Source organism: Streptomyces sp. NPDC001292 (genome assembly GCF_042896465.1).
GTDB lineage: Bacteria > Actinomycetota > Actinomycetes > Streptomycetales > Streptomycetaceae > Streptomyces.
The window spans coordinates 29,497-51,463 of record NZ_JBIAXG010000002.1 but is presented as its reverse complement, the minus strand read 5'-3'; the positions used below and the strand labels follow the sequence as shown (position 1 = coordinate 51,463).

Here is a 21,967-nt window from a genome sequence, read left to right as displayed (position 1 = left end):
CCCGGGCGCGCGCGAAGAAGGACGGGCGCGGCTCACACCCCTGGTGGCTGACGCTGGGTGCGGCTCACGTCGTAGACGCCCGGGACGTTGCGCATCGCGCGCATCAGGGCCGGGAGCCCGGCGGCGTCGGGGAGTTGGAGGGTGTACGTGTGTCGGACGCGCTGCTGTGCCGGCGGGGCCACGGTCGCGGAGATGATCTCGACGCCCTCGAGGGCGATGGCCTCGGTGAGGTCGGCCAGCAGATGGGGGCGGCCGAACGATTCCGCGAGCAGCGTGACACGGCACGCGGTGGTCTCTCCCCAGTGCACGCCGAACTCCGCGCGCCCCGCGCTCCTCATCCGCGTGACCGCGGCGCACTCCACGCGGTGCACGGTCACCATTCCCCCACGCACGGCGAAGCCGGTGATCTCGTCGGGCGGCACGGGCGTACAGCAGCCCGCGAGCCGTGCGGCCGTGTCGGGCCGGCCGACGACCACGACGCTCGCCGTGCCGGGCCCGGAGGCGGCCTGCACGGTGAGCCCGGCCGACGGGACCGGGGCGACGGGCCCCGGAACCGGCGGCGGGCCGACGCCCGCACCGGCCCGCGCAGCCGCGGCGGAGCCGGCGGGCGCAGGGTTGCCCGCGGCCGGTGGTGCGTCGCCGGCGTCCTGGGCCCGGTCCGCCGCGGACTGACGGGTGGCCAGCCGGCGTTGGATGGCGATGCGGGCGGCCGGGGTGTGGGCGTGGTCCAGCCATTCTTCGGAGGGCTCGGAGGCCGGGTCCTGGCCCATCAGGAGCTGGACGGTGTCGCCGTCCTTCAGGACGGTGCTCAGCGTCGCCAGGCGGCCGTTGACGCGGGCGCCGATGCACGCGTGCGCGTCCTCGCCGTACTGGGCGTACGCGGCGTCCACGCACGTGGCGCCCTCGGGCAGGCCCAGGGTGCCTCCGTCGGGCCGGAAGACGGTGATCTCGCGGTCCTGGGCGAGGTCTTCGCGCAGGGTGGACCAGAAGGTGTCGGGGTCCGGCGCGGCCTGCTGCCATTCGAGGAGACGGGAGAGCCAGCCGGGGCGGGTGGGGTCGGCGCGCTCACCGTCGCTCGCGGAGTGCTCCTCCGCGGGAGGGGCGTAGGGGTTGCCGAGTGCGACGACCCCGGCCTCGGCGACCTTGTGCATCTGGTGGGTGCGGATGAGGACTTCGACGACCTGTCCGTCCTCGCGGGCGACGGCGGTGTGCAGCGACTGGTACAGGTTGAACTTGGGTACGGCGATGAAGTCCTTGAACTCCGAGACGACGGGCGTCATGCAGGTGTGCAGTTCGCCGAGGACGGCGTAGCAGTCGGCGTCCTCGTTCACCAGCACCAGCAGCCGGCCGAAGTCGCTGCCGCGCAGTCGGCCGCGCTTGCGGGATACCCGGTGCACGGAGACGAAGTGCCGTGGCCTGACGAGCACTTCGGCGGGAACGTCCGCCTCGCGCAGCACCCCGCGCACCTGCTCGGCGACCTCGGTGAGCGGGTCGTCCGGCCGGCCCGCGTTCTCCGCGATCAACTCGCGCGTGTGCGTGTACTCCTCGGGGTGCAGGATCGCGAAGACCAGGTCCTCCAGCTCGGTCTTGAGCGCCTGCACGCCGAGCCGTTCGGCGAGCGGGATGAGGACGTCCCGGGTCACCTTGGCGATACGAGCCTGTTTCTCCGGGCGCATCACGCCGAGGGTGCGCATGTTGTGCAGCCGGTCGGCGAGTTTGATCGACATCACGCGGACGTCGTTGCCGGTGGCGACGAGCATCTTGCGGAAGGTCTCGGGCTCGGCGGCCGCGCCGTAGTCGACCTTCTCCAGCTTGGTGACGCCGTCGACGAGGTAGCGGACCTCCTCGCCGAACTGGTCGCGGACCTGGTCCAGCGTCACGTCGGTGTCCTCGACGGTGTCGTGCAGCAAGGACGCGGTCAACGTCGTGGTCTCCGCGCCGAGTTCGGCGAGGATGAGAGTCACCGCGAGCGGATGCGTGATGTAGGGCTCGCCGCTCTTGCGCATCTGGCCGCGGTGCGAGGACTCGGCCAGGACGTAGGCGCGACGCAGCGGTTCGAGGTCGGCTTCGGGGAAGTGCGCGCGGTGGGCCTCGGCCACGTGGCCGATGGCGTCCGGCAGCCGGTCACGGGCGGCCGGGCCGAGCAGTGCGGCACGGCCGAGCCGGCGCAGGTCGATCCGCGGGCGGGCCCTGCGCCGGGGCCCTGCTGGAGCCACCGGGCCCGGGGCCGCAGGATTCGTGGCATCCGCACTCATGGGCACCTCCGGCTGCGTGGACCGGCGGACGGGGCACCCCAGGGCGTACTCGGCACAGGGGTTGGCGACGGATCCCCCGTCCGGGCCGGTGATTGATGCTACCGAGCCCAGCACGCCCGACCGCCCCTCTCCCGGCGAGCGTGAAACGGATCACCCATTCGAGCGATGGTCAGGAGGTTTAGGGTTTTCAGTCACCTGACAGGGGTCAGCCGTGGATTCGCCGCCCGTTCCCGCCTCCAGGCATACGTATGACCTTCCCATGGGCCGCCGAAGCTGCGACAGCCAGCCGACCGACCGACCGTCAGCCGAGCGCCGGCTCCAGCCACTTCGCGTCGATCACGCCCTCGGCGACGATCACCGCGGGTCCGGTCATCTCGATCTCGCCGTCCGGCCGCTCGGTGATCACGAGCGTTCCGCCGGGGAGGTCCACCGTGTACGTCGCCGGGGTTCCGGTGGCCGTCGGGTCGGCGCCGTCGCGCCGGGCGGCCGCCACGGCGACGGCACACGCGCCCGTGCCGCACGAGCGGGTCTCGCCCGAGCCGCGCTCGTGCACGCGCAGGGCGACGTGGCGGGGACCGCGGTCGACGACGAACTCGACGTTCACTCCGTCCGGGTAGGCGGAGGCCGGGCTGAAGGGCGGCGGCGCGAGCAGGTCGCCGGCGTCGGCGAGGTCGTCGACGAAGGCGACCGCGTGCGGGTTGCCCATGTTCACGTTGCGCGCGGGCCAGCTGCGCCCGCCGACGCTCACGGTGACGTCCCCTTCGGGGAGCCTCGCCCTGCCCATGCCGACGGTGATGTCACCGTCCTTGGCGATGTGCGCCGTCTTCACGCCCCCGCGCGTGGCGATCGCGAGGTCGCCCTCCGTCGTGTGACCGGCGTGCTGGAGGTAGCGCGCGAACACCCGCACGCCGTTGCCGCACATCTCCGCGACGGAACCGTCGGCGTTGCGGTAGTCCATGAACCACTCCGCCTCGGCCGCCATCGCGCGGGCCTCGGGGTGCGCGGCGGAGCGCACGACGTGCAGCACCCCGTCCCCGCCGATGCCCGCGCGGCGGTCGCACAGGGCGGCGACGGCCGCCGGGGTCAGCTCGACGGCGTTCTCCGGGTCCGGGACGATCACGAAGTCGTTCTCCGTGCCGTGGCCCTTGAGGAAGGGGATGCGCGTGCTCATGGCTCGATCGTACGGGGTCGCTCCGGCAACCCGGCGATCATGTCCACCGGCCTGGGGGCCGGTCCGCGGTACGGGCGGTGACGAGGGCCTGGCGGAGCCGGGAGTGGTCCAGCGCAGTCGCGGGACCTAGCGCAGCCGGGCGACCCGCCAGACGGCGAGTACCACGACCACGGCGACGACGAGGACGTACGCGCCGATCACCCGCCAGTCCAGGCGCCGCCCGGAACCGCGCGGCGGCAGGCCCGGCCAGGTGTGGCCGACGCGGCGGGCGGCCATCATGCCCCAGCCGGCCGAGCAGGAGCAGATCAGCAGCCCCAACATGGCGATCACGGCGCCGTTGTCGCCGTCGAAGGCCAGCGGGAAGGCGAACATCAGGGAGCCGACGACGGCCAGGCCGACGATCGGGGCCAGCTGCCAGATGCGCAGCCGCCGCTGCGGGCGCAGTTCGACCTCCACCTCGGGCCCGGCGAACATCTCCTCGGGCCCGGGGCCGTCCGCGGTCACGCCGCCCTGCGTCTCGTCGGGCCCGTCGGGGCTCAACGAGTCCTCGTCCGGTTCCGCGCCGCCGCGCTCCACGGTGATGCGGTCGGTGTCTTGTGCGGTGTCGCGAGGGCCGGCCTCCATCGCCACGCGCCCTCCCAACTAGGACTTCACTCGGTCGATCCGAGCTTGATGATGGCACGGCGCCGGAGGCATGGATGACGGCCTGGGCGTCCCGATGCCATGACGTGATCAGGCTGTAACCGGTCGTTCGACCAACGCCAAGGCGAGATGCGGAAGTTCTGTGAGATCCGCCGCAGCCCCGCTCAGCCAGTGCACACGGGGGTCGCGCCGGAACCAGGAGTCCTGCCGCCGCGCGAAGCGTTTCGTGGCGCGTACGGTCTCCGCGCGCGCCTCGTCGAGCGTGCACTCCCCCGCGAGCGCCGCGAGCACCTGCTGGTAGCCGAGCGCACGCGATGCCGTACGTCCCTCGCGCAGGCCCCGCGCCTCCAGCGCGCGCACCTCGTCCACGAGCCCCGCCTCCCACATGCGGTCGACCCGGCGCGCGATGCGTTCGTCGAGTTCGGGGCGCGCCACGTCGACGCCGATCTGGACGGTGTCGTAGACCGAGTCGTGGCCCGGGAGGTTGGCGGTGAAGGGCCGGCCGGTGATCTCGATCACCTCGAGGGCCCGGACGATCCGGCGGCCGTTGCCGGGCAGGATCGCCCGTGCGGCCTCGGGGTCGGCGGCGGCGAGGCGGGCGTGCAGCGCCCCGGAGCCGCGCAGCGTGAGTTCGTCCTCCAGCCGGGCGCGCACCTCGGGATCTGTGCCGGGGAACTCCAGGTTGTCCACGGCCCCGCGGACGTACAGCCCGGAGCCGCCGACCAGGACCGGCCAGCGCCCCTCGGCGAGCAGGGCGTCGATCCGCTCCCGGGCGAGCCGCTGGTACTCGGCGACGGACGCCGTGACCGTCACGTCCCAGATGTCGAGCAGGTGGTGCGGTACGCCACCGCGCTCCTCGGGCGTCAGCTTCGCGGTGCCGATGTCCATCCCCCGGTAGAGCTGCATGGAGTCGGCGTTGACGACCTCGCCGCCGAGGCGCTGGGCCAGAAAGACGCCGAGATCGGACTTTCCGGCCGCGGTGGGGCCGACGACGGCGATGACGCGGGGGGCGGGGAGTGCGCTGCTCACCGCACCAGTCTCCCAAACCCCGCGGAAGGTGCCTCGCACGAGTCGTGTGACGGCAGGTGACGGGGTAGGACGAGTAGGGTATCGAGTGAGTATGGGCGTTTTTGCGCGACTCCTTCGGTGGTCGAAGGGGCGGAGGGACCTCGACCGCCGGGGAGAAGGAATCCGCCCCGTCAGGGAAGGTGAACCATGGGTCTGCTGGACAACATGAAGGCCAGGATCGGCCCGGCGAAGGAGAAGGTGTCGGACCTCGCCCAACGCCACGGGGGCACGATCGGGCAGCGCCTCGACAAGGCCGCGAAGGTGGTCGACGAGAAGACCAAGGGCAAGTACAGCGACAAGATCCACGCGGGTACGGACAAGGCCAAGGACGCCATGGACCGGCTCGCCCACAAGGGCGGGACGGGCCCGGAGACCCGCACCGCCCCGGAAGCGGGCGCGAGCCCGGAGCCGGGCACCGGCACGGCGCCGGGCGGCGCCTCCGCGCCGACGCCGCCGGAGGGGCCGCCGCCCACGTCCTGAGGGACGTCGGCGGAGGGCATTGGCTGACGCGGCGGGCGGCCGGGAGGCAGGGCCTTCCGGCCGCCCGCCGTGTCCCGCTCACGACCAGGCCGCGACCAGGTACCCCACTCCGTACGGCGCGTCGTCGTAGAGCAGCGCGCCGGAGAGACCGGCGCCCTCGGCCGCGCCGGCCAGCACCTGCCATGGGGCCCGGCCCGACGCCTTCAGTTCGCGCGCCAGCTCCACGTCGAGCGCCATGAGAGCCGACGTGTCGGCCTCCCCCAGCGCTCGGGCGACGCCCGCGTCGAAGGGTTCGGCCCGTTCGTCGAGGTACCCCGGAGCCTTGAGCGTCCGCCGTGCGCTGGCGTCGCCCATCACCAGCAGCGCCACACGGCCGGCCCGTGTGGCGAGGTCCCGGCCGGCCGCCGCACACCGCTCGGGCGGCAGCGGTTCCCCCACACCGAGTCCCTCGACCGGGGCGTCGGACCAGCCGGTGCGCTCCAGCAGCCAGGCCGCGACGGCGAGCGAGGGCGGCAGCTCGGCCGCGGACCCGGTGCCGGTGTCCCGGCCGAGCCGTACCTCCAGGTCCACGCCGAAGCCGCGGAACGAGCCCCGGCTGCCCTCCGGCTGGGGGCCGCGCCCGGAGGCCTCCGCGGGTCCGACGACCACCAGCAGGTCGGGCCGGGCGGCGGCGAGCACACCCAGCGCGTCCGTGCAGGCGGCCCGGGCGGAGTCCAGCTCGGGTGCGGCTCCCGCGGCCACCTCGGGCACGAGGAGGGGCGGGCAGGGGCAGACAGCGGCGGCGACAAGCATGATCCGCAGGGTAACGCCGCAGGGCGGCCGGACGTCAGCCGGCCGTTCCCCCGACAGGTCAGTCGCAACCGCAGCCGCTGCTCGCGGCCACGGGCAGCGGCTCGGGCACACCCACCTTCGGCAGGCCGAGCATGACGCCGGCCGGCTTGGCGGCCTCGGCGGCGTTGCGCTTCTCCCACGCGTCACCCGCGCGCGTGCGGCGCACGTCGAGCACCGGGCCCTCGGCGAGGAGGTGGTGCGGGGCGGCGTAGGTGACCTCGACCGTGACCACGTCGCCGGGGCGCACGTCCTGCTCGGGCTTGGTGAAGTGGACCAGGCGGTTGTCGGGAGCACGGCCGGAGAGGCGGTGGGTGGTGCCGTCCTTGCGGCCCTCGCCCTCGGCGACCATGAGCTCCAGGGTGCGGCCGACCTGCTTCTTGTTCTCCTCCCAGGAGATCTCCTCCTGGAGCGCGACCAGCCGCTCGTAACGCGCCTGGACGACCTCCTTGGGGATCTGGTCCTCCATCTCGGCGGCCGGGGTGCCCGGACGCTTGGAGTACTGGAAGGTGAACGCCTGCGCGAAACGCGCCTCGCGCACGACGTGCAGCGTCTGCTCGAAGTCCTCCTCGGTCTCGCCGGGGAAGCCCACGATGATGTCGGTGGTGATCGCGGCGTGCGGGATGGCGGCGCGGACCTTCTCGATGATCCCGAGGTAGCGCTCCTGCCGGTAGGAGCGGCGCATCGCCCTCAGCACCGTGTCGGAGCCGGACTGCAGCGGCATGTGCAGTTGCGGCATGACGTTCGGGGTCTCGGCCATCGCGGCGATCACGTCGTCGGTGAAGTCGCGCGGATGCGGCGAGGTGAAGCGGACCCGCTCCAGGCCGTCGATGGTGCCGCAGGCCCGCAGCAGCTTGCTGAACGCCTCCCGGTCGCCGATGTCGGAGCCGTAGGCGTTGACGTTCTGGCCGAGCAGTGTGATCTCTGAGACGCCCTCGGCGACCAGGGCCTCCACCTCGGCGAGGATGTCGCCGGGGCGGCGGTCCTTCTCCTTGCCGCGCAGCGCGGGGACGATGCAGAAGGTGCAGGTGTTGTTGCAGCCGACGGAGATGGAGACCCAGGCCGCGTACGCGCTCTCGCGCCGGGTCGGCAGCGTGGAGGGGAACGCCTCCAGGGACTCGGCGATCTCCACCTGCGCCTCCTGCTGCACGCGGGCGCGCTCCAGCAGGACGGGCAGCTTGCCGATGTTGTGCGTGCCGAAGACGACGTCCACCCAGGGCGCCCTCTTCACGATGATGTCCCGGTCCTTCTGCGCCAGGCAGCCGCCGACCGCGATCTGCATCCCGGGCCGTTTCGCCTTCTTCGGCGCGAGGTGCCCGAGGTTGCCGTACAGCCGGTTGTCGGCGTTCTCCCGGACGGCGCAGGTGTTGAAGACGACGACGTCCGCCTCGCCGTCCGCTCCCTCCGGCGCCCGCACGTAGCCTGCGTCCTCGAGCAGCCCGGCCAGCCGCTCGGAGTCGTGGACGTTCATCTGGCACCCGTAGGTGCGGATTTCGTAGCTCTTGGGTCCTTGAACGTCCACTGCGGGGCTCCGGTCGCTGCTGCTGGTCATGCATCAAGGGTAGGTGGTCCCGGACGGCCCCTGGACGGCGGAGCGTCACGGCCTTCCGGGCCGGGCACCGCGCGGATCCACGGGAGCAACGGCCCGGCGGAGGGCTTTGCGCCCACGCGATGACGACACGACCGGCCACTCCCTCCCGCATGGGGACAACTGGCCCAAAATGACACGCGTGACGGAGCTTCGTGACGCCCTGCGGGCACCCGAGCCGGAAGTGCCCCCGATCGCGGCGCTGCGCGCATGGCTGCTGCGGCCGGCCGGTCCCGTCCCGGTCGTCCTCCTCGCCGTCGTCCTGTTCGCCCGCGCCGTACGCGTGGCCGTCGTGTCCACCCGGGGAGGCATGGACAACGCCTTCGTCGTGCATGCCGGGCAGGTCTGGCTGGGCGGTGGCGCTCCGTACGCCGACCGGCGCTTCCTGTATCTGCCGAGTGCCGTGCTGTTCGCCGCCGGGCAGGCCGCGCTGCCGGCGCCCGTGGTGCGCGTCGCCGCGCCGCTGGCGTGCGTGGCGCTGATCACGGGCGGCTGGTGGTGTGCGGTGCGCCTGTTCCGGGTGCCGGCGCGCAGCCGGTTCGCGGTGCTGGGGCTGCTGGGGCTGGTGCTGTGCTGGGCGCCGGTCGGCCACCTGGTGAACCTGGGGAACTGGACGGCGGTCGGCGCCCTGGCGTTGCCTCTGGCGCTGCTGCTGGCCGACCGGGGCCGCTGGGACATGGCCGGGGTGGTCCTGGGCGTCTCGGTGGCGGTGAAGCCGCTGCTGCTGCCCTTGGTCGTCCTGCTGGTGCTGGCCCGGCGATGGCGGGCGCTGGCCTGGATGGTGGCGGTGCCCGTGGCCCTGTCGGTGGGCGCGGCCCTGATCATGCCGGACCCGGGCGGCTTCTTCACCCGCACCCTGCCCTTCCTGCTCAAGGGCGGGGACGGTCTGATGCGGCCGTTCGACGCCTCCCTGCCGGCGGTGCTGCCGCGGCTCGGGCTGCCGCCCGTCCCGGCCGCGGCGGTGGCCCTGGCCGCGGCGGCGGCCGGAGTGCTGTGCGCCCGGCTGCGCTGGCGGCGCGCCGATCGCGGTCCGGCGCGGCTCGCGGACACGGCCGCACTGCTGATGCTGGCCTCCTACCTGGTGTCCCGGCCGTCCTACGACCACTACCTGGTCGTGGTCGTGCCGCTGCTGGTCGCCGGTGCGCTGGAGGTGGACTCGGTGACGCGTTCGCCGTGGTTCTGGGTCGCGCTCGTCCCGCAGGTGCCTCAGTTCACCTTCCCGGGCCTGGACGCCTCGACCCGCAGGGCGTTCAAGGACGCGGCCACGCTGTCCGTGCTCGCACTGGTGCTCGCCGTGCGGTGCGCCCGGCCCTCACCGGGTCGGCCCCCCGACTCGGGACTGCCGTAGGACGGTCGCGGGTCGGCCCGCCGACTCGGGACTGCCGTAGGGCGGTCGCGCGCCGTCAGGCGCCGTCGGGGACCCAGCCCTGCCGGCGCAGCACGGCCGACACGTCGGGCGCCACGTAGTGCTCCCCCTTGAGCACCTTTCCGTCGGAGCGGCGGGCGATCCGGCCGTCCGGGCCGAGCTTGGTCATGTTGGCCCGGTGGATCTCGGCGATCACCTCGTCGAGGTCGATGCCGTGCACCAGGGCGGTGCCGTACGCCACGTACACGACGTCCGCCAACTCGTGCGCGAGCCGGTCGAGCGGGCCCCCGACCGAGACCTCAGCGACCTCGGCCGCCTCCTCCGCGAGCAGTTCCCCGCGGTGCGCGGCAAGCTCCGGCGCCACCCGGGTCGGCGTGGGGCGGGCGTCGAGCCCGAAGGCACGGTGGAACTCACGGACCAGATCGGCGGGCGAGGAACTCATACCGCGAGGGTAGCCGCCGGCTGGCACGGCACCGGCCGCCCGCCGGGCCGCCCGCCCCTGGTCAGCGCGGCGTACCGCTGGCAGGATCGCGCCCATGCCAAAGCTGTTCCCCCGCATCGGACGACGCCGCGCTCTCCAGGGCACGGCCGCCGGGGTCGTGGTCCTCGGGCTGCTGCTGTGGTGGCTGCTGCCCCTGGGCGAGGCACCGCCCAGCGGGACGATCACCTTCAGCACGGGCACCCTGCGCGGGGTCTACCAGGAGTACGGCGTGCGGCTGCGCACCGCGTTCGCCAAGGACATGCCCGATCTGAGGGTGCGGCTGCTGACCAGCGACGGCTCCCAGGAGAACGTCGCGCGGGTGGCGACCGGCCGGGCCGACTTCACCATCGCCGCGGCGGACGCGGTGGAGACGTACGAGGTGAACCACGGCCCGGGTGCCTCGCGGCTGCGCGGTGTGGCCCGCCTCTACGACGACTACGTGCAGCTCGTCGTCCCGCGCGACTCGCGCGTCCGCTCCGTGACGGACCTGCGCGGCAAGCGGGTGTCGGTCGGGCCGCCGGAGTCCGGCGTCCGGCTGATCGCCGAGCGGGTGCTCAGGACGGCCGGGATCGACCCGGAGACGGACATCCGCCCGATGGGCGACGGCATAGGCACCGCCCCGGACCGGCTGCGGCGGGGCGAGCTCGACGCGTTCTTCTGGTCGGGCGGACTGCCGACGGACGGTCTGCGGCGGCTGGCCGAGAAGTTCGCGTTCCGTTTCGTGCCGATCGAGGCCGATCTGGTGGCCAGGCTGCACACCGAGGGCGGCGCCACACGCTACTACCGCGCCACCAACATGCCGGAGTCGGCGTACCCGTCGGTCCAGCAGGGCACGACCGTGCCGACGATCGCCGTGTCCAACGTGCTGATGACGCGCAAGGACATGGACCCGAGGCTGACGGAGTGGGTGACCCGCACCGTCATCAACAGCCGCGACGGCATCGGCGCCCACGTCCACTCCGCCCAGCTGGTCGACCTGCGCACCGCGATCTACACCGACCCACTGACGCTGCACGAGGGCGCGCGGCGCTACTACCGCTCGGTCAAGCCGTAGGCACCGACCTCGGCACGGTCACCGTCACCCGCAGTCCGCGCGGCTCCTCCTGCCGGTGCCGGGCGTAGGAGATCGAGCCGCCGCCCGCCGCGAGCAGGGCGCGGGAGATGGACAGGCCGAGGCCGGAGCCCTTGATGTTCTGGTGGCGTCCGCTGCGCCAGAAGCGGTCGCCGACGCGGGCGATCTCCTCGTCGGTGAGGCCGGGGCCGTGGTCGGCGACCACGATCGTCGACGTGTCGCGGTCGAAGGAGACCGTCACCTCGACGCTCTCGCCGCCCGGCGTGAACTTCACCGCGTTGTCGATCACCGCGTCCAGCGCGGACGACAGGGCCACGGGGTCGGCCCAGGCCGTGGTGGCCGGGCAGTCGCCGAACAGCCGCACCCCCTTGGCCTCGGCTGCCGGCGCCCAGGCCGCCACCCGTTCGGCGGCCAGCTCCCCGATGTCGATGAGCTTCAGATCCGGCTCCGCGTGCTCGGCGAGCGCCAGGTCGAGCAGATCGTCCAGGACCTGTGCGAGGCGCTTGCCCTCGGTGCGCACCGAGGCGATCTCCTCGTTGCCCTTGGGCAGTTCGAGCGCGAGCAGCTCGATACGCAGCAGCAGCGCGGAGAGCGGATTGCGCAACTGGTGCGAGGCGTCGGCGACGAAGGCGCGCTGCTGCTCCAGCACGTCCTCGACGTTGTCCGCCATCTCGTTGAACGACCGGGCGAGCCGGCGCAGTTCGGGCGGCCCGCCGGCGGCCGCCACCCGGGACTTGAGCCGCCCGGTGGCGATGTCGTGCGTGGTGGCGTCGAGGATCCGTACGGGTCTGAGCACCCAGCCGGTCAGCCGCAGGGCCGCGCCGACGGCGAGCAGCATCGCGGCGATCTCGCCGGTGCCGATGAGCAGCCAGCCGTGCAGCGTCCGCGAGCGCATCTGCCCGGTCGGCGAGTCGGTCACGACGACCGCGACGACGTCACCGTCCCGGATCACGGGGGACGCGACGACCAGCCGGTGGCGCTGCCAGGGCCAGACCTGTTCCGGGTCGTGGCTGCGCCGGCTCAGCAGCGCCTCGCCGAAGGCGTCGCGGACCTCGCCGAGCGCCGGCAGCGACCAGTCGGCCGGGGCGTTGGCCATCGGGATGCCGGTCCGGTAGAAGACGCCGGCCCGGATGCCGTAGACCCCGTAGTAGCTGCCGAGTTCGCGGCGAAGGGTCTCCAACCGCTCGTCCGGGACCGTGCGCCGGGGGCCACTGGTCCCGTCGGTGACGAACTGGGCCAGGGCGGCGAAGCGCGCGGTGTCGTCGATGCGGTCCACGACCGCCTTCTGCTGCTCGGCACCGGCGACGCTGACGGCGAGCGGGACGCCGAGGGCGAGCAGGACGGCCGCCATCAGGACGATGAGCAGCGGCAGCAGACGTGTACTCACCCGTCCCCGCTAGGCGGCCGGGGCGACGAGGCGGTAACCGACGCCGCGTACGGTCTCGATGAGCGCCGGTGTGCGCAGCTTGGAGCGCAGGGAGGCGACGTGCACCTCCAGGGTCCGTCCGGTGCCCTCCCAACTGGTCTGCCACACCTCGCTGATGATCTGCTCCCGCCGGAAGACCACCCCGGGGCGCTGGGCGAGCAGCGCGAGCAGGTCGAACTCCTTGCGGGTGAGCTGGACGACCACGCCGTCCACGCTGACCTGCCGGGTGGGCAGTTCGATGTGCACCGCGCCCAGGCGCAGCGTGCTCTCGCCGGCGGCGCCCGCGTCCTCGTGGGCGATGCGGCGGCTGACGGCGTGGATACGGGCGAGCAGCTCCCCGGTGTCGTAGGGCTTCACCACGTAGTCGTCGGCGCCGAGGTTGAGGCCGTGGATGCGGGAACGGACGTCGGAGCGGGCGGTGACCATGATCACCGGGGTGCTGGTGCGCTTGCGGATCCTGGCGCACACCTCGTAGCCGTCCTGGTCGGGCAGGCCCAGGTCGAGCAGGACCACGCCGAAGCAGGCGCTCTCGGGGACGAGCGCCTGGAGGGCCTCCTCGCCGCTGCGGGCGTGCGTGACGTCGAACCCGTGCCGCGCCAGGACCGCGGACAGGGCGGCGGCGACGTGGTTGTCGTCCTCGACGAGGAGCAGTCGCATTCCGGCCCCCTCCGGTTCATGAGTCGTACGGTCACGGTGTGTAAAGGTGGTGCACGCGCGCGTGCACCATGGCAGTGACGCCGATGGACGCGGACGGCGTCAAGGGGGTTCCGGTTGCGCACCGTGTGTCGTTATCCAGCCGGTACGTGCCCCGCCCGGTCGCGCTACGACCTGTGTGCGACCGCTACCGGATCGTGATGCTCAGATCTCCCTCAGATGTAATGACGCAGATCGCATCGGTCGATACTGTCCCCCGAAACCGAGGAGGACGGAGCCTGAAAGCGATGACCGAAGTATCGATGGCCAAGGAAGACGTGGCCTCGACCGCCGATCTGGTCGTCCTGAAGAGCGTCAACAAGCACTTCGGCGCGTTGCACGTGCTCCAGGACATCGAGCTGACGATCGCCCGCGGCGAGGTCGTCGTGGTCATCGGGCCCTCCGGGTCCGGCAAGTCCACCCTGTGCCGCACCATCAACCGCCTGGAGACCATCGATTCGGGCACCATCACGATCGACGGCAAGCCGCTGCCCCAGGAGGGCAAGGAGCTGGCCCGGCTGCGCGCCGACGTCGGCATGGTCTTCCAGTCCTTCAACCTCTTCGCGCACAAGACCGTGCTCGAGAACGTGATGCTCGGCCAGGTCAAGGTCCGCCGCACGGACAAGAAGAAGGCCGAGGACCGGGCCCGGGAACTGCTCGACCGGGTCGGAGTGGGCGCGCAGGCCGACAAGTACCCCGCGCAGCTCTCCGGCGGCCAGCAGCAGCGCGTGGCCATCGCGCGGGCGCTGGCCATGGACCCGAAGGTCATGCTGTTCGACGAACCGACCTCCGCGCTCGACCCGGAGATGATCAACGAGGTGCTGGAGGTCATGCAGCAACTCGCCCGGGACGGCATGACGATGGTCGTCGTCACCCACGAGATGGGCTTCGCCCGATCGGCCGCGAACCGGGTGGTCTTCATGGCCGACGGCCGGATCATCGAACAGGCTGCGCCCGACCAGTTCTTCAGCAACCCGCGCAGCGACCGGGCCAGGGACTTCCTTTCGAAGATCCTGCACCACTGACGCGGCGGCCCGCCGGTGGCGCCGTGCGCCACCGGCCCGTGATCGTGCCGTCGCCGTCCCGACGGCTCTCATCTCCTCAACACCGAAGGAAGTTCGCATGAAGCTCCGCAAGGTCACCGCCGCCTCGGCCGTCGCCCTCGCCCTCGCCCTCTCGGCGACGGCGTGCGGCTCGAACGACAAGAAGGACGAGGGGGCGTCCGGCGGTGGCAAGAAGATCACCGTCGGCATCAAGTTCGACCAGCCGGGCCTCGGCCAGAAGACCCCGCAGGGCTACTCCGGATTCGACGTCGACGTGGCCAAGTACGTTGCCAAGAAGCTCGGTTACGACGAGAACCAGATCGAGTGGAAGGAGTCCAAGAGCGCCGACCGCGAGACCATGCTCCAGCGTGGCGACGTGGACTTCATCACCGCCACGTACTCGATCACCCCGGAGCGCGAGCAGAAGGTCGACTTCGCCGGCCCCTACCTGCTGGCCCACCAGGATGTGCTGATCCGCGCCGACGACGACTCGATCAAGTCGCCGGCCGACCTGAACAGCAAGAAGCTGTGCTCGGTCACCGGTTCGACGTCGGCCCAGAACGTCAAGGACAAGCTGGCGCCCAAGGCGAACCTCCAGCAGTACCCGACGTACTCCGCCTGTCTGACCGGCCTGCAGAACAAGGCGATCGACGCGCTGACGACGGACGACTCGATCCTCGCCGGTTACGCCTCCCAGGAGCAGTTCAAGGGCAAGTTCAAGCTGGGCGGCCTCAAGATGACCAACGAGAACTACGGCATCGGCGTCAAGAAGGGCAGCGACCTCAAGGACAAGATCAACAAGGCCCTTGAGGACATGGTCGCCGACGGTTCGTGGGAGAAGGCCGTCGAGGCCAACTTCGGTCCGGCGAACTACAAGAACGAGCCCGCGCCGAAGATCGGCGACATCAAGAGCTGAGTCAGCGCCCGCCGGGTGCGCCGCCCGTGCAGGGCGGCGCACCGGGGCCCACCACACGCGGAAGCGCGGGAGATCGTGTTCGACTTTCTTCAAGGCTACGACCTGCTGGGAGCCTTCTGGGTGACCGTGCAGCTCACCCTGCTCTCGGCCGCCGGCTCCCTGGTCTGGGGCACCCTGCTGGCCGCCATGCGCGTCGGCCCGGTGCCGCTCATGCGCGGTTTCGGCACCGCCTACGTCAACGTCGTGCGGAACATCCCGCTGACGGTGATCATCCTGTTCACCTCGCTGGGCATGAACCAGACGCTGAGTGTCAACCTCGGTGCGCAGGACTTCGACACCATCAACTTCCGCCTCGCCGTGCTGGGTCTGATCGCCTACACCGCGGCGTTCGTCTGCGAGGCGATCCGCTCCGGCATCAACACGGTGCCGGTCGGCCAGGCGGAGGCGGCCCGCGCCCTCGGGCTGAGCTTCACCCAGGTGCTGACCCTGGTCGTGCTGCCGCAGGCGTTCCGCTCGGTGGTCGGCCCGCTCGCCAACGTGCTGATCGCGCTGACCAAGAACACCACGGTGGCGGCGGCGATCGGCGTGGCCGAGGCGGCCCTGCTGATGAAGAAGATGATCGAGAACGAGGCACAACTCCTGCTGATCTCTGCGGTCTTCGCGTTCGGCTTCGTGTGCCTGACGCTGCCGACCGGTCTGATCCTCGGCTGGGTGGGCAAGAAGGTGGCGGTGAAGCGATGACCTCCGTGCTGTACGACGCCCAGGGGCCCAGGGCCAAGCGGCGCAACGTCCTCTACACGGTCGTGTTCGTCCTCGCCTGCGCGGCGCTGGTGTGGTGGGTGTTCCAGAGCCTGAGTGACAAGGGCCAGCTGGACTGGGAGAAGTGGAAGCCGTTCTTCTCCGGCTCCGAGGCGTGGACCACGTACATCCTGCCCGGGCTGAAGAACACGCTGATCGCGGCGGCCCTGTCGATGCTCATCGCGCTGCCGCTCGGCGCGGCCTTCGGCATCGCGCGCCTCTCCGACCACGCCTGGATCAGGATTCCGGCCGCGGTGGTCGTGGAGTTCTTCCGCGCCATTCCGGTGCTGATCCTGATGATCTTCGGTACGGCGCTGTTCGCCGCTTACAGCAACGTCAGCTCGGACGACCGGCCGCTGTACGCCGTCGTCACCGGTCTGGTGCTCTACAACGCCTCGGTGCTCGCGGAGATCGTCCGCGCGGGCATCCTCGCTCTTCCCAAGGGCCAGACGGAGGCCGCGCAGGCGATCGGCTTGCGCAAGACCCAGACCATGACGTCGGTCCTGCTGCCGCAGGCGGTCACCGCCATGCTGCCGGCGATCGTCAGCCAGTTGGTGGTCATCGTGAAGGACACCGCGCTCGGCGGCGCCGTCCTCACCTTCCCGGACCTGCTGGCCGCCGTGTCCCCCATGAGCTCCTACTACGGAGCGAACACCATCGCCAGCTTCACGATCGTGGCCCTGCTCTTCGTGGCGATCAACTTCAGCCTCACCAGCTTCGCGAGCTGGCTGGAGCAGCGGCTGAGGCGCGGGAAGAAGTCGACGGGCGCGGTCCTTCCGCCTGCGGCGGTGGCGGGCGCCGAGTCGACGGGAACCGTCTGACGGCCGCTCAACCCGGCAGAAGTGACACGGGGGCAGTGGAGTGATCACCACCGCCCCCGTCACTTGACGCAAGCAGCGGCAATGGGTTGCATACGTTCTGTGATCGTGCACCCTGCTCCGGCTTCTTCTTCACGCCTGTCCGTCAGGACACCGCTGCGGGCAGGGGGCGCCGCGCCGTGGACCCGGTGATCGTCGTCGGAGCGGGGCCCGTCGGGCTCACGCTCGCCCTGGCGCTGGCGCGTCAGGAGGTGCCGTCCGTCGTGCTCGACGAGGGATCCGGCAGGGACGCCCCGCGCGCCGCGCGCACGGTCGTCCTGCGCGAGGACACCACCGCGCTCGTGGAGCGCCTGGCCGGTGCGCCGCTCGGCGGGGCAGGGCTCCGCTGGGCCGGATGGCGGTCGTTGCGGCGCAAACAGGTGATGCGCGAGATCGCCTTCGACGACGCCGACCCCGCCCTGCTGCACATCGCCCAGCACGTTCTGACCGGCGCCCTGCGCGCCGCCGTCGCCCGCGAACCGCTGATCGAACTCGCCGTGGACAGCCGGCTCGACAGCATGGAGCAGGAGTCCACGGGAGTCACCGTGCACACCCGCGGCCCGGGCGGCACGTGGTGGCGGGGCAGTTACCTGGTCGGCTGCGACGGCCCGCGTTCGACCGTGCGCAAGCTCCAGGACATCCGCTTCCCCGGCCGTACGGCCGTCGAGCGGCACGCCGTCGCCGCGGTGCGCACCGAACTGCCCCGGCCCGGCGAAGCGTTCCTCCACCGGCTGCCGCCGTGGCGCGCGACGGGCCCCTTCGCCGGGGAGATCGCCGCCCGTCCGCTCCCGGACGGCGTGTGGCGGCTGGACTGGCTGCTGCCGCCCGGCAAGGACCTGGTCACGCCCGAACTGCTGCTCGCCCGCATCCGGGAGACCCTCACCGGCTGGACCGGCGAACCCTCGCCGTCGTACGAACTCCTGGACACCGGGGTCCACACGGTCCACCACCGGGTGGCCCGCCGCTGGCGCGCCGGGCGGGTCTTCCTCGCCGGGGACGCGGCCCATCTGCTGGGCGCGCTCGGCACCCAGGGGCTGGACGAGGGCCTGCGGGACGCCGACAACCTCGCCTGGAAGCTGGCCCCGGCCTGGCACCACGGGCCGCACGAGGCGCTGCTGGACAGCTACCAGACCGAGCGGCGCGCGATCGTCGCCGCCCGGCTGCGCGGCGCCGACCAGCTGCTGCCGGTGCTGCGCGGGGGCGGCGGACTGCGGTCCTTGGTGCCCGGGTCCGGCCGTGGACACGATGCCCTGCTGATGGACGGCCATCTGGGGCGCGGGTCGCTGGGGGCGCCGGGGGCGTACGCGGACTCGCCGCTCACGCCCCCGACCCTCGACGGGGAGGTGCTCGTGGACACGCCGGCCGGCGCCCCGGTCGCCGATGTGGTGGTGACCGCGGAGGACGGCTCCTTCGTGCCCCTGAGGGACCGGCTGGGCCGGGGGGCGCTGCTCGTGGTGCTGATCGCGCCGGGTACCGGTGTGTGGGAGCGCCGGCACTGGGTGAGCGCCGGCGTCATGCCCCGGCTGGCCGCCGCGGTGACCGCGCTGCCGCACCCCGCCGAGCTGCTGGTCGCCGAGACCTACCCGGGCGCCGCTCCCCACACCGTCCTCCTGGTACGGCCCGACGGGCACCTGGTCACCGCGCTGAGCGGAGTGCGCCCGGCCGACCTGTACAGCGCGGCGGAGACCGCACTGGGCGGCGCCGGACATGCCGGGGACCGTGCCGAGGCGGGCGCGCGCTGACCGCGGAGTCCTGTGGACCGTACGCGCTGTGCGGTCCACAGGTGACGGCGTTTGACCGGTCGGCACCGCCATGGTCTACTCCCGAACGTGACCGACACCGATGTGCGCCTGTGGCGGAGGGTCCACATGGACCTCGTCCGCTATGCGGGCTGCGTGTGTCGTCCGGCCTGTTGAACTCGCCTCCCCTCCCCCGGTGCGCGCCGCCCGACCCGCACACATCCGGACGTCCCCACACCCGTACGTCCGTGCCCTGTGCCGCCGCGCGCCCTCCGCGAACGCTCTTCAGGACGGTGTACGTGTCTGTCTCGCCCCTCGGGTCCTCCGCTTCCGACTTCTCCCCCGCCGACTCCTCCCCCGCCCGCTCCGCGCAGGGGCCGACGCAGGCGGAACTCCTCGACTTCGTACGGCGCACCACCGCCGACACCGAATTGATCGCCTCGCTTCCGCTCGACCCGGAGGGCCGCACCTGGGTGCGCCTGGACGGGCCCGGTGGCAGTGAGGCCTGGCTGATCGGCTGGCCGCCCGGCACCGGCACGGGCTGGCACGACCACGCCGACTCGGTCGGCGCCTTCCTCACCGCCGCGGGCGAGTTGAAGGAGAACTCGCTCGCCGCCCGGCTGCCCACCGACGGCTGGAAGACCCTCGAACTCACCGACGGCGTGGACCGCGAACGGCGGCTCCCGGCGGGGCGGGGCCGCTCCTTCGGCCGCCACCACGTGCACGAGGTGCTCAACGAGTCCACCGACCGGTACGCCGTCTCCGTGCACGCCTACCACCCGCCGCTGCCCCGCATCCGCCGTTACAGCCGCACCGGGCAGACGCTGCGCCTCGAGCAGGTCGAGCGCCCGGAGGACTGGCAGTGAGCACACCTCAACCACCCGTTGGAATCGACGAGTTGCTGGAGCGGGTCCGCCAGGGCTACGAACGCGTCGGGGCGCGCGAGGCGTACGCGGCCGCCCGGGCCGGCGACGCCCTCCTGGTGGACATCCGCTACGCCACGCTGCGCGTGAGGGACGGCCTGATCCCGGGCGCCCTCGTCGTGGAGCGCAACGAGCTGGAGTGGCGGCTGGACCCCCTGGGCAGCCACCGTGTCCCCGAGGCCACCGGCCACGACCTGCGCGTGGTCGTCGTCTGCAACGAGGGCTACGCGTCGAGTCTCGCGGCCGCGTCCCTGCACCAGTTGGGGCTGCTCCGAGCGACCGACCTGGTGGGCGGCTTCCAGGCATGGCGCTCGGCCGGGCTGCCGGTGGCGCCGTGGGACGGCCGAGTCCAGTCGTCGTAGAGGGAATCGCACGCTGAGCCCGCGCACCCCGTGGTGTTGGTGCCTCCCGGCTCCGGCCGCCCGGCGGACTCCGGCTCAGTACCCCTCGTCGGCGAGGAAGTCCGTGTCCTCGCCCTCCTCCTCCAGCGCCTGCCGGACCACGCGCAGGGCCAGGCCCTCGGAGTAGCCCTTGCGGGCGAGCATCCCGGCGAGGCGGCGCAGCCGTTTGTCGCGGTCGAGGCCGCGGGTGGAGCGCAGTTTGCGGGCGACGAGCTCGCGCGCGGTGGCCTCCTCCTGCTCGGCGTCGAGCCGGCCGACGGCCTCGTCGATCAGTGCCGCGTCGACGCCCTTGGTCCGCAGCTCCCGGGCGAGAGCGCGCCGGGCCAGTCCGCGCCCGTGGTGCCGGGACTCCACCCAGGCGTCCGCGAACGCGCTGTCGTCGATCAGCCCGACCTCCGCGAACCTGGACAGGACCTCGTCCGCCGCCTCGTCCGGGATCTCCCGCTTGCGCAGGGCGTCCGCGAGCTGCTTGCGAGTGCGCGGGGTCCCGGTGAGCAGGCGCAGGCAGATGGCGCGCGCCTGCTCCACCGGGTCCCCCGGAGGCTCCCCCCGCCCAGCCCTCGACGAGGAGAGGGTGCCCCCGTCCTCGGCGGACGCCTCACCGAAGCCGCGCCGACGGCCCCCGCGTCCACCGCGCGGCCCGCCGTCACGCGAGCCGCCCCGGCGCGCACCACCCATGGGTGGGCCACCCGCGCGCCGCTGTCCGCCGTCGTCCCCGGGCACACCACCGCCCGGCTCGGCGTTCCCGTGCACGCCGTCTCCGTCCGTGTCCGAGCCGAGTGCGTCCCCGGTGCCCCTCCCCCGTGGGGCACCGAAGGCGGCGTGCTTGTACTCGTACTCGTACTCGGCCCAGTCGGTTCGCCGTGTCACGGGTCAGCTCTTGGCCGAGGCGGCCTTGGGCTTGGTGGCCTTGGCGGGCGCCGCCTTGGCCGTGTCGTCCGCGGCGGTGGTGACCGCGGCGTCCGCGCCCGGCTCCGTGGTCGGCTCCTCCGGCCGCACCCCGACGCCCAGCTTCTCCTTGATCTTCTTCTCGATCTCGTTGGCCAGGTCGGGGTTGTCCTTCAGGAAGTTGCGCGCATTCTCCTTGCCCTGGCCGAGCTGGTCGCCCTCGTACGTGTACCAGGCGCCGGCCTTGCGGACGAAGCCGTGCTCCACGCCCATGTCGATCAGACCGCCCTCGCGGCTGATGCCCTGGCCGTAGAGGATGTCGAACTCGGCCTGCTTGAAGGGCGGCGCGACCTTGTTCTTGACGACCTTGCAACGGGTCCGGTTGCCGACCGCCTCCGTGCCGTCCTTCAGGGTCTCGATGCGGCGGATGTCGATGCGCACCGAGGCGTAGAACTTCAGCGCCCGGCCACCGGTCGTGGTCTCCGGGGAGCCGAACATCACGCCGATCTTCTCGCGGAGCTGGTTGATGAAGATCGCGGTGGTCTTGGACTGGTTGAGCGCGCTGGTGATCTTGCGCAGGGCCTGGCTCATCAGCCGGGCCTGGAGACCCACGTGGCTGTCGCCCATCTCGCCCTCGATCTCCGCGCGCGGGACGAGCGCGGCGACGGAGTCGATGACGATGAGGTCGAGGGCGCCGGAGCGGACCAGCATGTCCACGATCTCCAGGGCCTGCTCGCCGTTGTCCGGCTGGGAGAGGATCAGGTTGTCGATGTCGACGCCGAGCTTCTTCGCGTACTCGGGGTCGAGGGCGTGCTCCGCGTCCACGAACGCGACCTGGCCGCCCGCCTTCTGCGCGTTCGCCACCGCGTGCAGGGTCAGGGTCGTCTTACCGGAGGACTCCGGTCCGTAGATCTCCACGACACGGCCGCGCGGCAGGCCACCGACGCCGAGGGCCACGTCGAGCGCGGTCGACCCGGTCGGGATGACCTCGATCGGCTCCTTCGACCGCTCGCCCATGCGCATGACCGCGCCCTTGCCGAACTGTCGTTCAATCTGTGCGAGCGCGGCGTCGAGCGCCTTCTCGCGGTCGGTTCCTGCCATGGGTTCCACCCGGTTTGCTTGAGTCGATCGCTTCACGTCAAAGACGCTAACGCCTGCCACTGACAATGCGCCCCGACGCACGTCCGGCCTGTGGATAACTCAGGTACTTCTCCGCCCGAAACGGGGCGAAATCCCTTCCGTTAGGCCTCGCCGGAGCTCCCATAAGAATGGATGTTCGATTTCTGTGTCAAGCGCGCCGAGCGGCACCGGAGCACGCCCCTCCTTCCCGGG

22 protein-coding genes are annotated in these 21,967 nt (G+C 72.1%); 11 read left to right on the top strand and 11 right to left on the bottom strand.

Translation table 11 applies throughout. The annotated features are described in order from the left end of the window. Positions 1-32: 32 nt before the first annotated feature. From ACFY4A_RS02985 to miaA, 4 genes are all read right to left on the bottom strand, one after another. Entirely contained in the window at positions 33-2,255 is a 2,223-nt protein-coding gene (locus ACFY4A_RS02985) for a RelA/SpoT family protein (RefSeq protein ID WP_390827673.1), read from the bottom strand. 301 nt (positions 2,256-2,556) lie between these two features. Then, on the bottom strand, positions 2,557-3,426 hold the full coding sequence (dapF, locus tag ACFY4A_RS02980) for a diaminopimelate epimerase (RefSeq protein WP_390827672.1): 870 nt from the start codon (positions 3,424-3,426) through the stop codon (positions 2,557-2,559). A gap of 126 nt (positions 3,427-3,552) precedes the next feature. Beyond that, positions 3,553-4,050, bottom strand: coding sequence for a hypothetical protein (locus tag ACFY4A_RS02975; RefSeq protein ID WP_390827944.1), 498 nt, complete (start codon positions 4,048-4,050; stop codon positions 3,553-3,555). A 108-nt stretch (positions 4,051-4,158) separates the two neighbouring features. Next, entirely contained in the window at positions 4,159-5,097 is a 939-nt protein-coding gene (gene miaA, locus ACFY4A_RS02970) for a tRNA (adenosine(37)-N6)-dimethylallyltransferase MiaA (protein ID WP_390827671.1), read from the bottom strand. Between the two features lie 186 nt (positions 5,098-5,283). Here miaA and ACFY4A_RS02965 point away from each other — a divergent pair, with 186 nt between their 5' ends. Next, positions 5,284-5,616, top strand: coding sequence for an antitoxin (locus ACFY4A_RS02965; protein ID WP_390827670.1), 333 nt, complete (start codon positions 5,284-5,286; stop codon positions 5,614-5,616). 78 nt (positions 5,617-5,694) lie between these two features. Here the strand turns inward: ACFY4A_RS02965 and ACFY4A_RS02960 are convergent, their stop codons facing one another. Both ACFY4A_RS02960 and miaB read right to left on the bottom strand, forming a co-directional pair. Further along, the gene (locus ACFY4A_RS02960) at positions 5,695-6,408 is read right to left on the bottom strand and encodes a class III extradiol dioxygenase subunit B-like domain-containing protein (RefSeq protein WP_390827668.1); all 714 of its coding nucleotides are present in this window, start codon (positions 6,406-6,408) and stop codon (positions 5,695-5,697) included. Between the two features lie 58 nt (positions 6,409-6,466). Next, entirely contained in the window at positions 6,467-7,996 is a 1,530-nt protein-coding gene (gene miaB, locus ACFY4A_RS02955; protein WP_390827667.1) for a tRNA (N6-isopentenyl adenosine(37)-C2)-methylthiotransferase MiaB, read from the bottom strand. 178 nt (positions 7,997-8,174) lie between these two features. On the opposite strand from miaB, the gene ACFY4A_RS02950 reads away from it, so the two are divergent. Next, on the top strand, positions 8,175-9,380 hold the full coding sequence (locus ACFY4A_RS02950; RefSeq protein WP_390827666.1) for a glycosyltransferase family 87 protein: 1,206 nt from the start codon (positions 8,175-8,177) through the stop codon (positions 9,378-9,380). Positions 9,381-9,435: 55 nt separating this feature from the next. Here the strand turns inward: ACFY4A_RS02950 and ACFY4A_RS02945 are convergent, their stop codons facing one another. Beyond that, the gene (locus tag ACFY4A_RS02945; protein ID WP_390827664.1) at positions 9,436-9,840 is read right to left on the bottom strand and encodes a MazG nucleotide pyrophosphohydrolase domain-containing protein; all 405 of its coding nucleotides are present in this window, start codon (positions 9,838-9,840) and stop codon (positions 9,436-9,438) included. Between the two features lie 94 nt (positions 9,841-9,934). Here ACFY4A_RS02945 and ACFY4A_RS02940 point away from each other — a divergent pair, with 94 nt between their 5' ends. After that, entirely contained in the window at positions 9,935-10,933 is a 999-nt protein-coding gene (locus ACFY4A_RS02940; protein ID WP_390827663.1) for a TAXI family TRAP transporter solute-binding subunit, read from the top strand. Here ACFY4A_RS02940 and ACFY4A_RS02935 read toward each other — a convergent pair. Further along, the gene (locus ACFY4A_RS02935; protein WP_390827662.1) at positions 10,923-12,338 is read right to left on the bottom strand and encodes a sensor histidine kinase; all 1,416 of its coding nucleotides are present in this window, start codon (positions 12,336-12,338) and stop codon (positions 10,923-10,925) included. The genes ACFY4A_RS02940 and ACFY4A_RS02935 overlap by 11 nt on opposite strands. Before the next feature lie 9 nt (positions 12,339-12,347). After that, the gene (locus ACFY4A_RS02930; RefSeq protein ID WP_390827661.1) at positions 12,348-13,034 is read right to left on the bottom strand and encodes a response regulator transcription factor; all 687 of its coding nucleotides are present in this window, start codon (positions 13,032-13,034) and stop codon (positions 12,348-12,350) included. A 284-nt stretch (positions 13,035-13,318) separates the two neighbouring features. Between ACFY4A_RS02930 and ACFY4A_RS02925 the strand changes: the two genes are divergently transcribed. The 8 genes from ACFY4A_RS02925 to ACFY4A_RS02890 all read left to right on the top strand — a co-directional run bounded on the left by ACFY4A_RS02925 (position 13,319) and on the right by ACFY4A_RS02890 (position 19,708). After that, positions 13,319-14,095, top strand: a complete 777-nt coding sequence (locus tag ACFY4A_RS02925; protein WP_390827659.1) for an amino acid ABC transporter ATP-binding protein — start codon at positions 13,319-13,321, stop codon at positions 14,093-14,095. Between the two features lie 97 nt (positions 14,096-14,192). Continuing rightward, positions 14,193-15,029, top strand: a complete 837-nt coding sequence (locus ACFY4A_RS02920) for a glutamate ABC transporter substrate-binding protein (RefSeq protein ID WP_390827658.1) — start codon at positions 14,193-14,195, stop codon at positions 15,027-15,029. Between the two features lie 75 nt (positions 15,030-15,104). After that, positions 15,105-15,770, top strand: a complete 666-nt coding sequence (locus tag ACFY4A_RS02915) for an amino acid ABC transporter permease (RefSeq protein ID WP_390827657.1) — start codon at positions 15,105-15,107, stop codon at positions 15,768-15,770. After that, positions 15,767-16,648, top strand: a complete 882-nt coding sequence (locus tag ACFY4A_RS02910; protein WP_390827656.1) for an amino acid ABC transporter permease — start codon at positions 15,767-15,769, stop codon at positions 16,646-16,648. The genes ACFY4A_RS02915 and ACFY4A_RS02910 overlap by 4 nt, the downstream gene beginning before the upstream one ends. 176 nt (positions 16,649-16,824) lie before the next feature. Next, on the top strand, positions 16,825-18,426 hold the full coding sequence (locus ACFY4A_RS02905) for an FAD-dependent monooxygenase (protein WP_390827655.1): 1,602 nt from the start codon (positions 16,825-16,827) through the stop codon (positions 18,424-18,426). Between the two features lie 87 nt (positions 18,427-18,513). Beyond that, positions 18,514-18,600 carry a putative leader peptide gene (locus ACFY4A_RS02900; protein ID WP_348638505.1) on the top strand — a complete coding sequence of 29 codons (87 nt, stop codon included), beginning with the start codon at positions 18,514-18,516 and terminating at the stop codon, positions 18,598-18,600. 122 nt (positions 18,601-18,722) lie between these two features. Further along, positions 18,723-19,289 carry a cysteine dioxygenase gene (locus tag ACFY4A_RS02895; RefSeq protein ID WP_390827654.1) on the top strand — a complete coding sequence of 189 codons (567 nt, stop codon included), beginning with the start codon at positions 18,723-18,725 and terminating at the stop codon, positions 19,287-19,289. Beyond that, the gene (locus ACFY4A_RS02890; protein ID WP_390827653.1) at positions 19,286-19,708 is read left to right on the top strand and encodes a rhodanese-like domain-containing protein; all 423 of its coding nucleotides are present in this window, start codon (positions 19,286-19,288) and stop codon (positions 19,706-19,708) included. Before ACFY4A_RS02895 ends, ACFY4A_RS02890 begins: the two co-directional genes overlap by 4 nt. A gap of 75 nt (positions 19,709-19,783) precedes the next feature. Here ACFY4A_RS02890 and recX read toward each other — a convergent pair whose 3' ends face one another. Beyond that, positions 19,784-20,617 carry a recombination regulator RecX gene (recX, locus tag ACFY4A_RS02885; RefSeq protein ID WP_390827652.1) on the bottom strand — a complete coding sequence of 278 codons (834 nt, stop codon included), beginning with the start codon at positions 20,615-20,617 and terminating at the stop codon, positions 19,784-19,786. A gap of 3 nt (positions 20,618-20,620) precedes the next feature. Continuing rightward, positions 20,621-21,736 carry a recombinase RecA gene (gene recA / locus ACFY4A_RS02880; RefSeq protein WP_390827651.1) on the bottom strand — a complete coding sequence of 372 codons (1,116 nt, stop codon included), beginning with the start codon at positions 21,734-21,736 and terminating at the stop codon, positions 20,621-20,623. Positions 21,737-21,967: the final 231 nt, after the last annotated feature.

Coding starts and splice junctions, on each gene's coding strand:
- ACFY4A_RS02985 (WP_390827673.1), bottom strand. CDS start 2,255: ATGAGTGCGGATGCCACGAATCCTGCGGCCCCGGGCCCGGTGGCTCCA.
- dapF (WP_390827672.1), bottom strand. CDS start 3,426: ATGAGCACGCGCATCCCCTTCCTCAAGGGCCACGGCACGGAGAACGAC.
- ACFY4A_RS02975 (WP_390827944.1), bottom strand. CDS start 4,050: ATGGAGGCCGGCCCTCGCGACACCGCACAAGACACCGACCGCATCACC.
- ACFY4A_RS02965 (WP_390827670.1), top strand. CDS start 5,284: ATGGGTCTGCTGGACAACATGAAGGCCAGGATCGGCCCGGCGAAGGAG.
- ACFY4A_RS02960 (WP_390827668.1), bottom strand. CDS start 6,408: ATGCTTGTCGCCGCCGCTGTCTGCCCCTGCCCGCCCCTCCTCGTGCCC.
- miaB (WP_390827667.1), bottom strand. CDS start 7,996: ATGACCAGCAGCAGCGACCGGAGCCCCGCAGTGGACGTTCAAGGACCC.
- ACFY4A_RS02945 (WP_390827664.1), bottom strand. CDS start 9,840: ATGAGTTCCTCGCCCGCCGATCTGGTCCGTGAGTTCCACCGTGCCTTC.
- ACFY4A_RS02940 (WP_390827663.1), top strand. CDS start 9,935: ATGCCAAAGCTGTTCCCCCGCATCGGACGACGCCGCGCTCTCCAGGGC.
- ACFY4A_RS02930 (WP_390827661.1), bottom strand. CDS start 13,034: ATGCGACTGCTCCTCGTCGAGGACGACAACCACGTCGCCGCCGCCCTG.
- ACFY4A_RS02925 (WP_390827659.1), top strand. CDS start 13,319: ATGACCGAAGTATCGATGGCCAAGGAAGACGTGGCCTCGACCGCCGAT.
- ACFY4A_RS02920 (WP_390827658.1), top strand. CDS start 14,193: ATGAAGCTCCGCAAGGTCACCGCCGCCTCGGCCGTCGCCCTCGCCCTC.
- ACFY4A_RS02910 (WP_390827656.1), top strand. CDS start 15,767: ATGACCTCCGTGCTGTACGACGCCCAGGGGCCCAGGGCCAAGCGGCGC.
- recA (WP_390827651.1), bottom strand. CDS start 21,736: ATGGCAGGAACCGACCGCGAGAAGGCGCTCGACGCCGCGCTCGCACAG.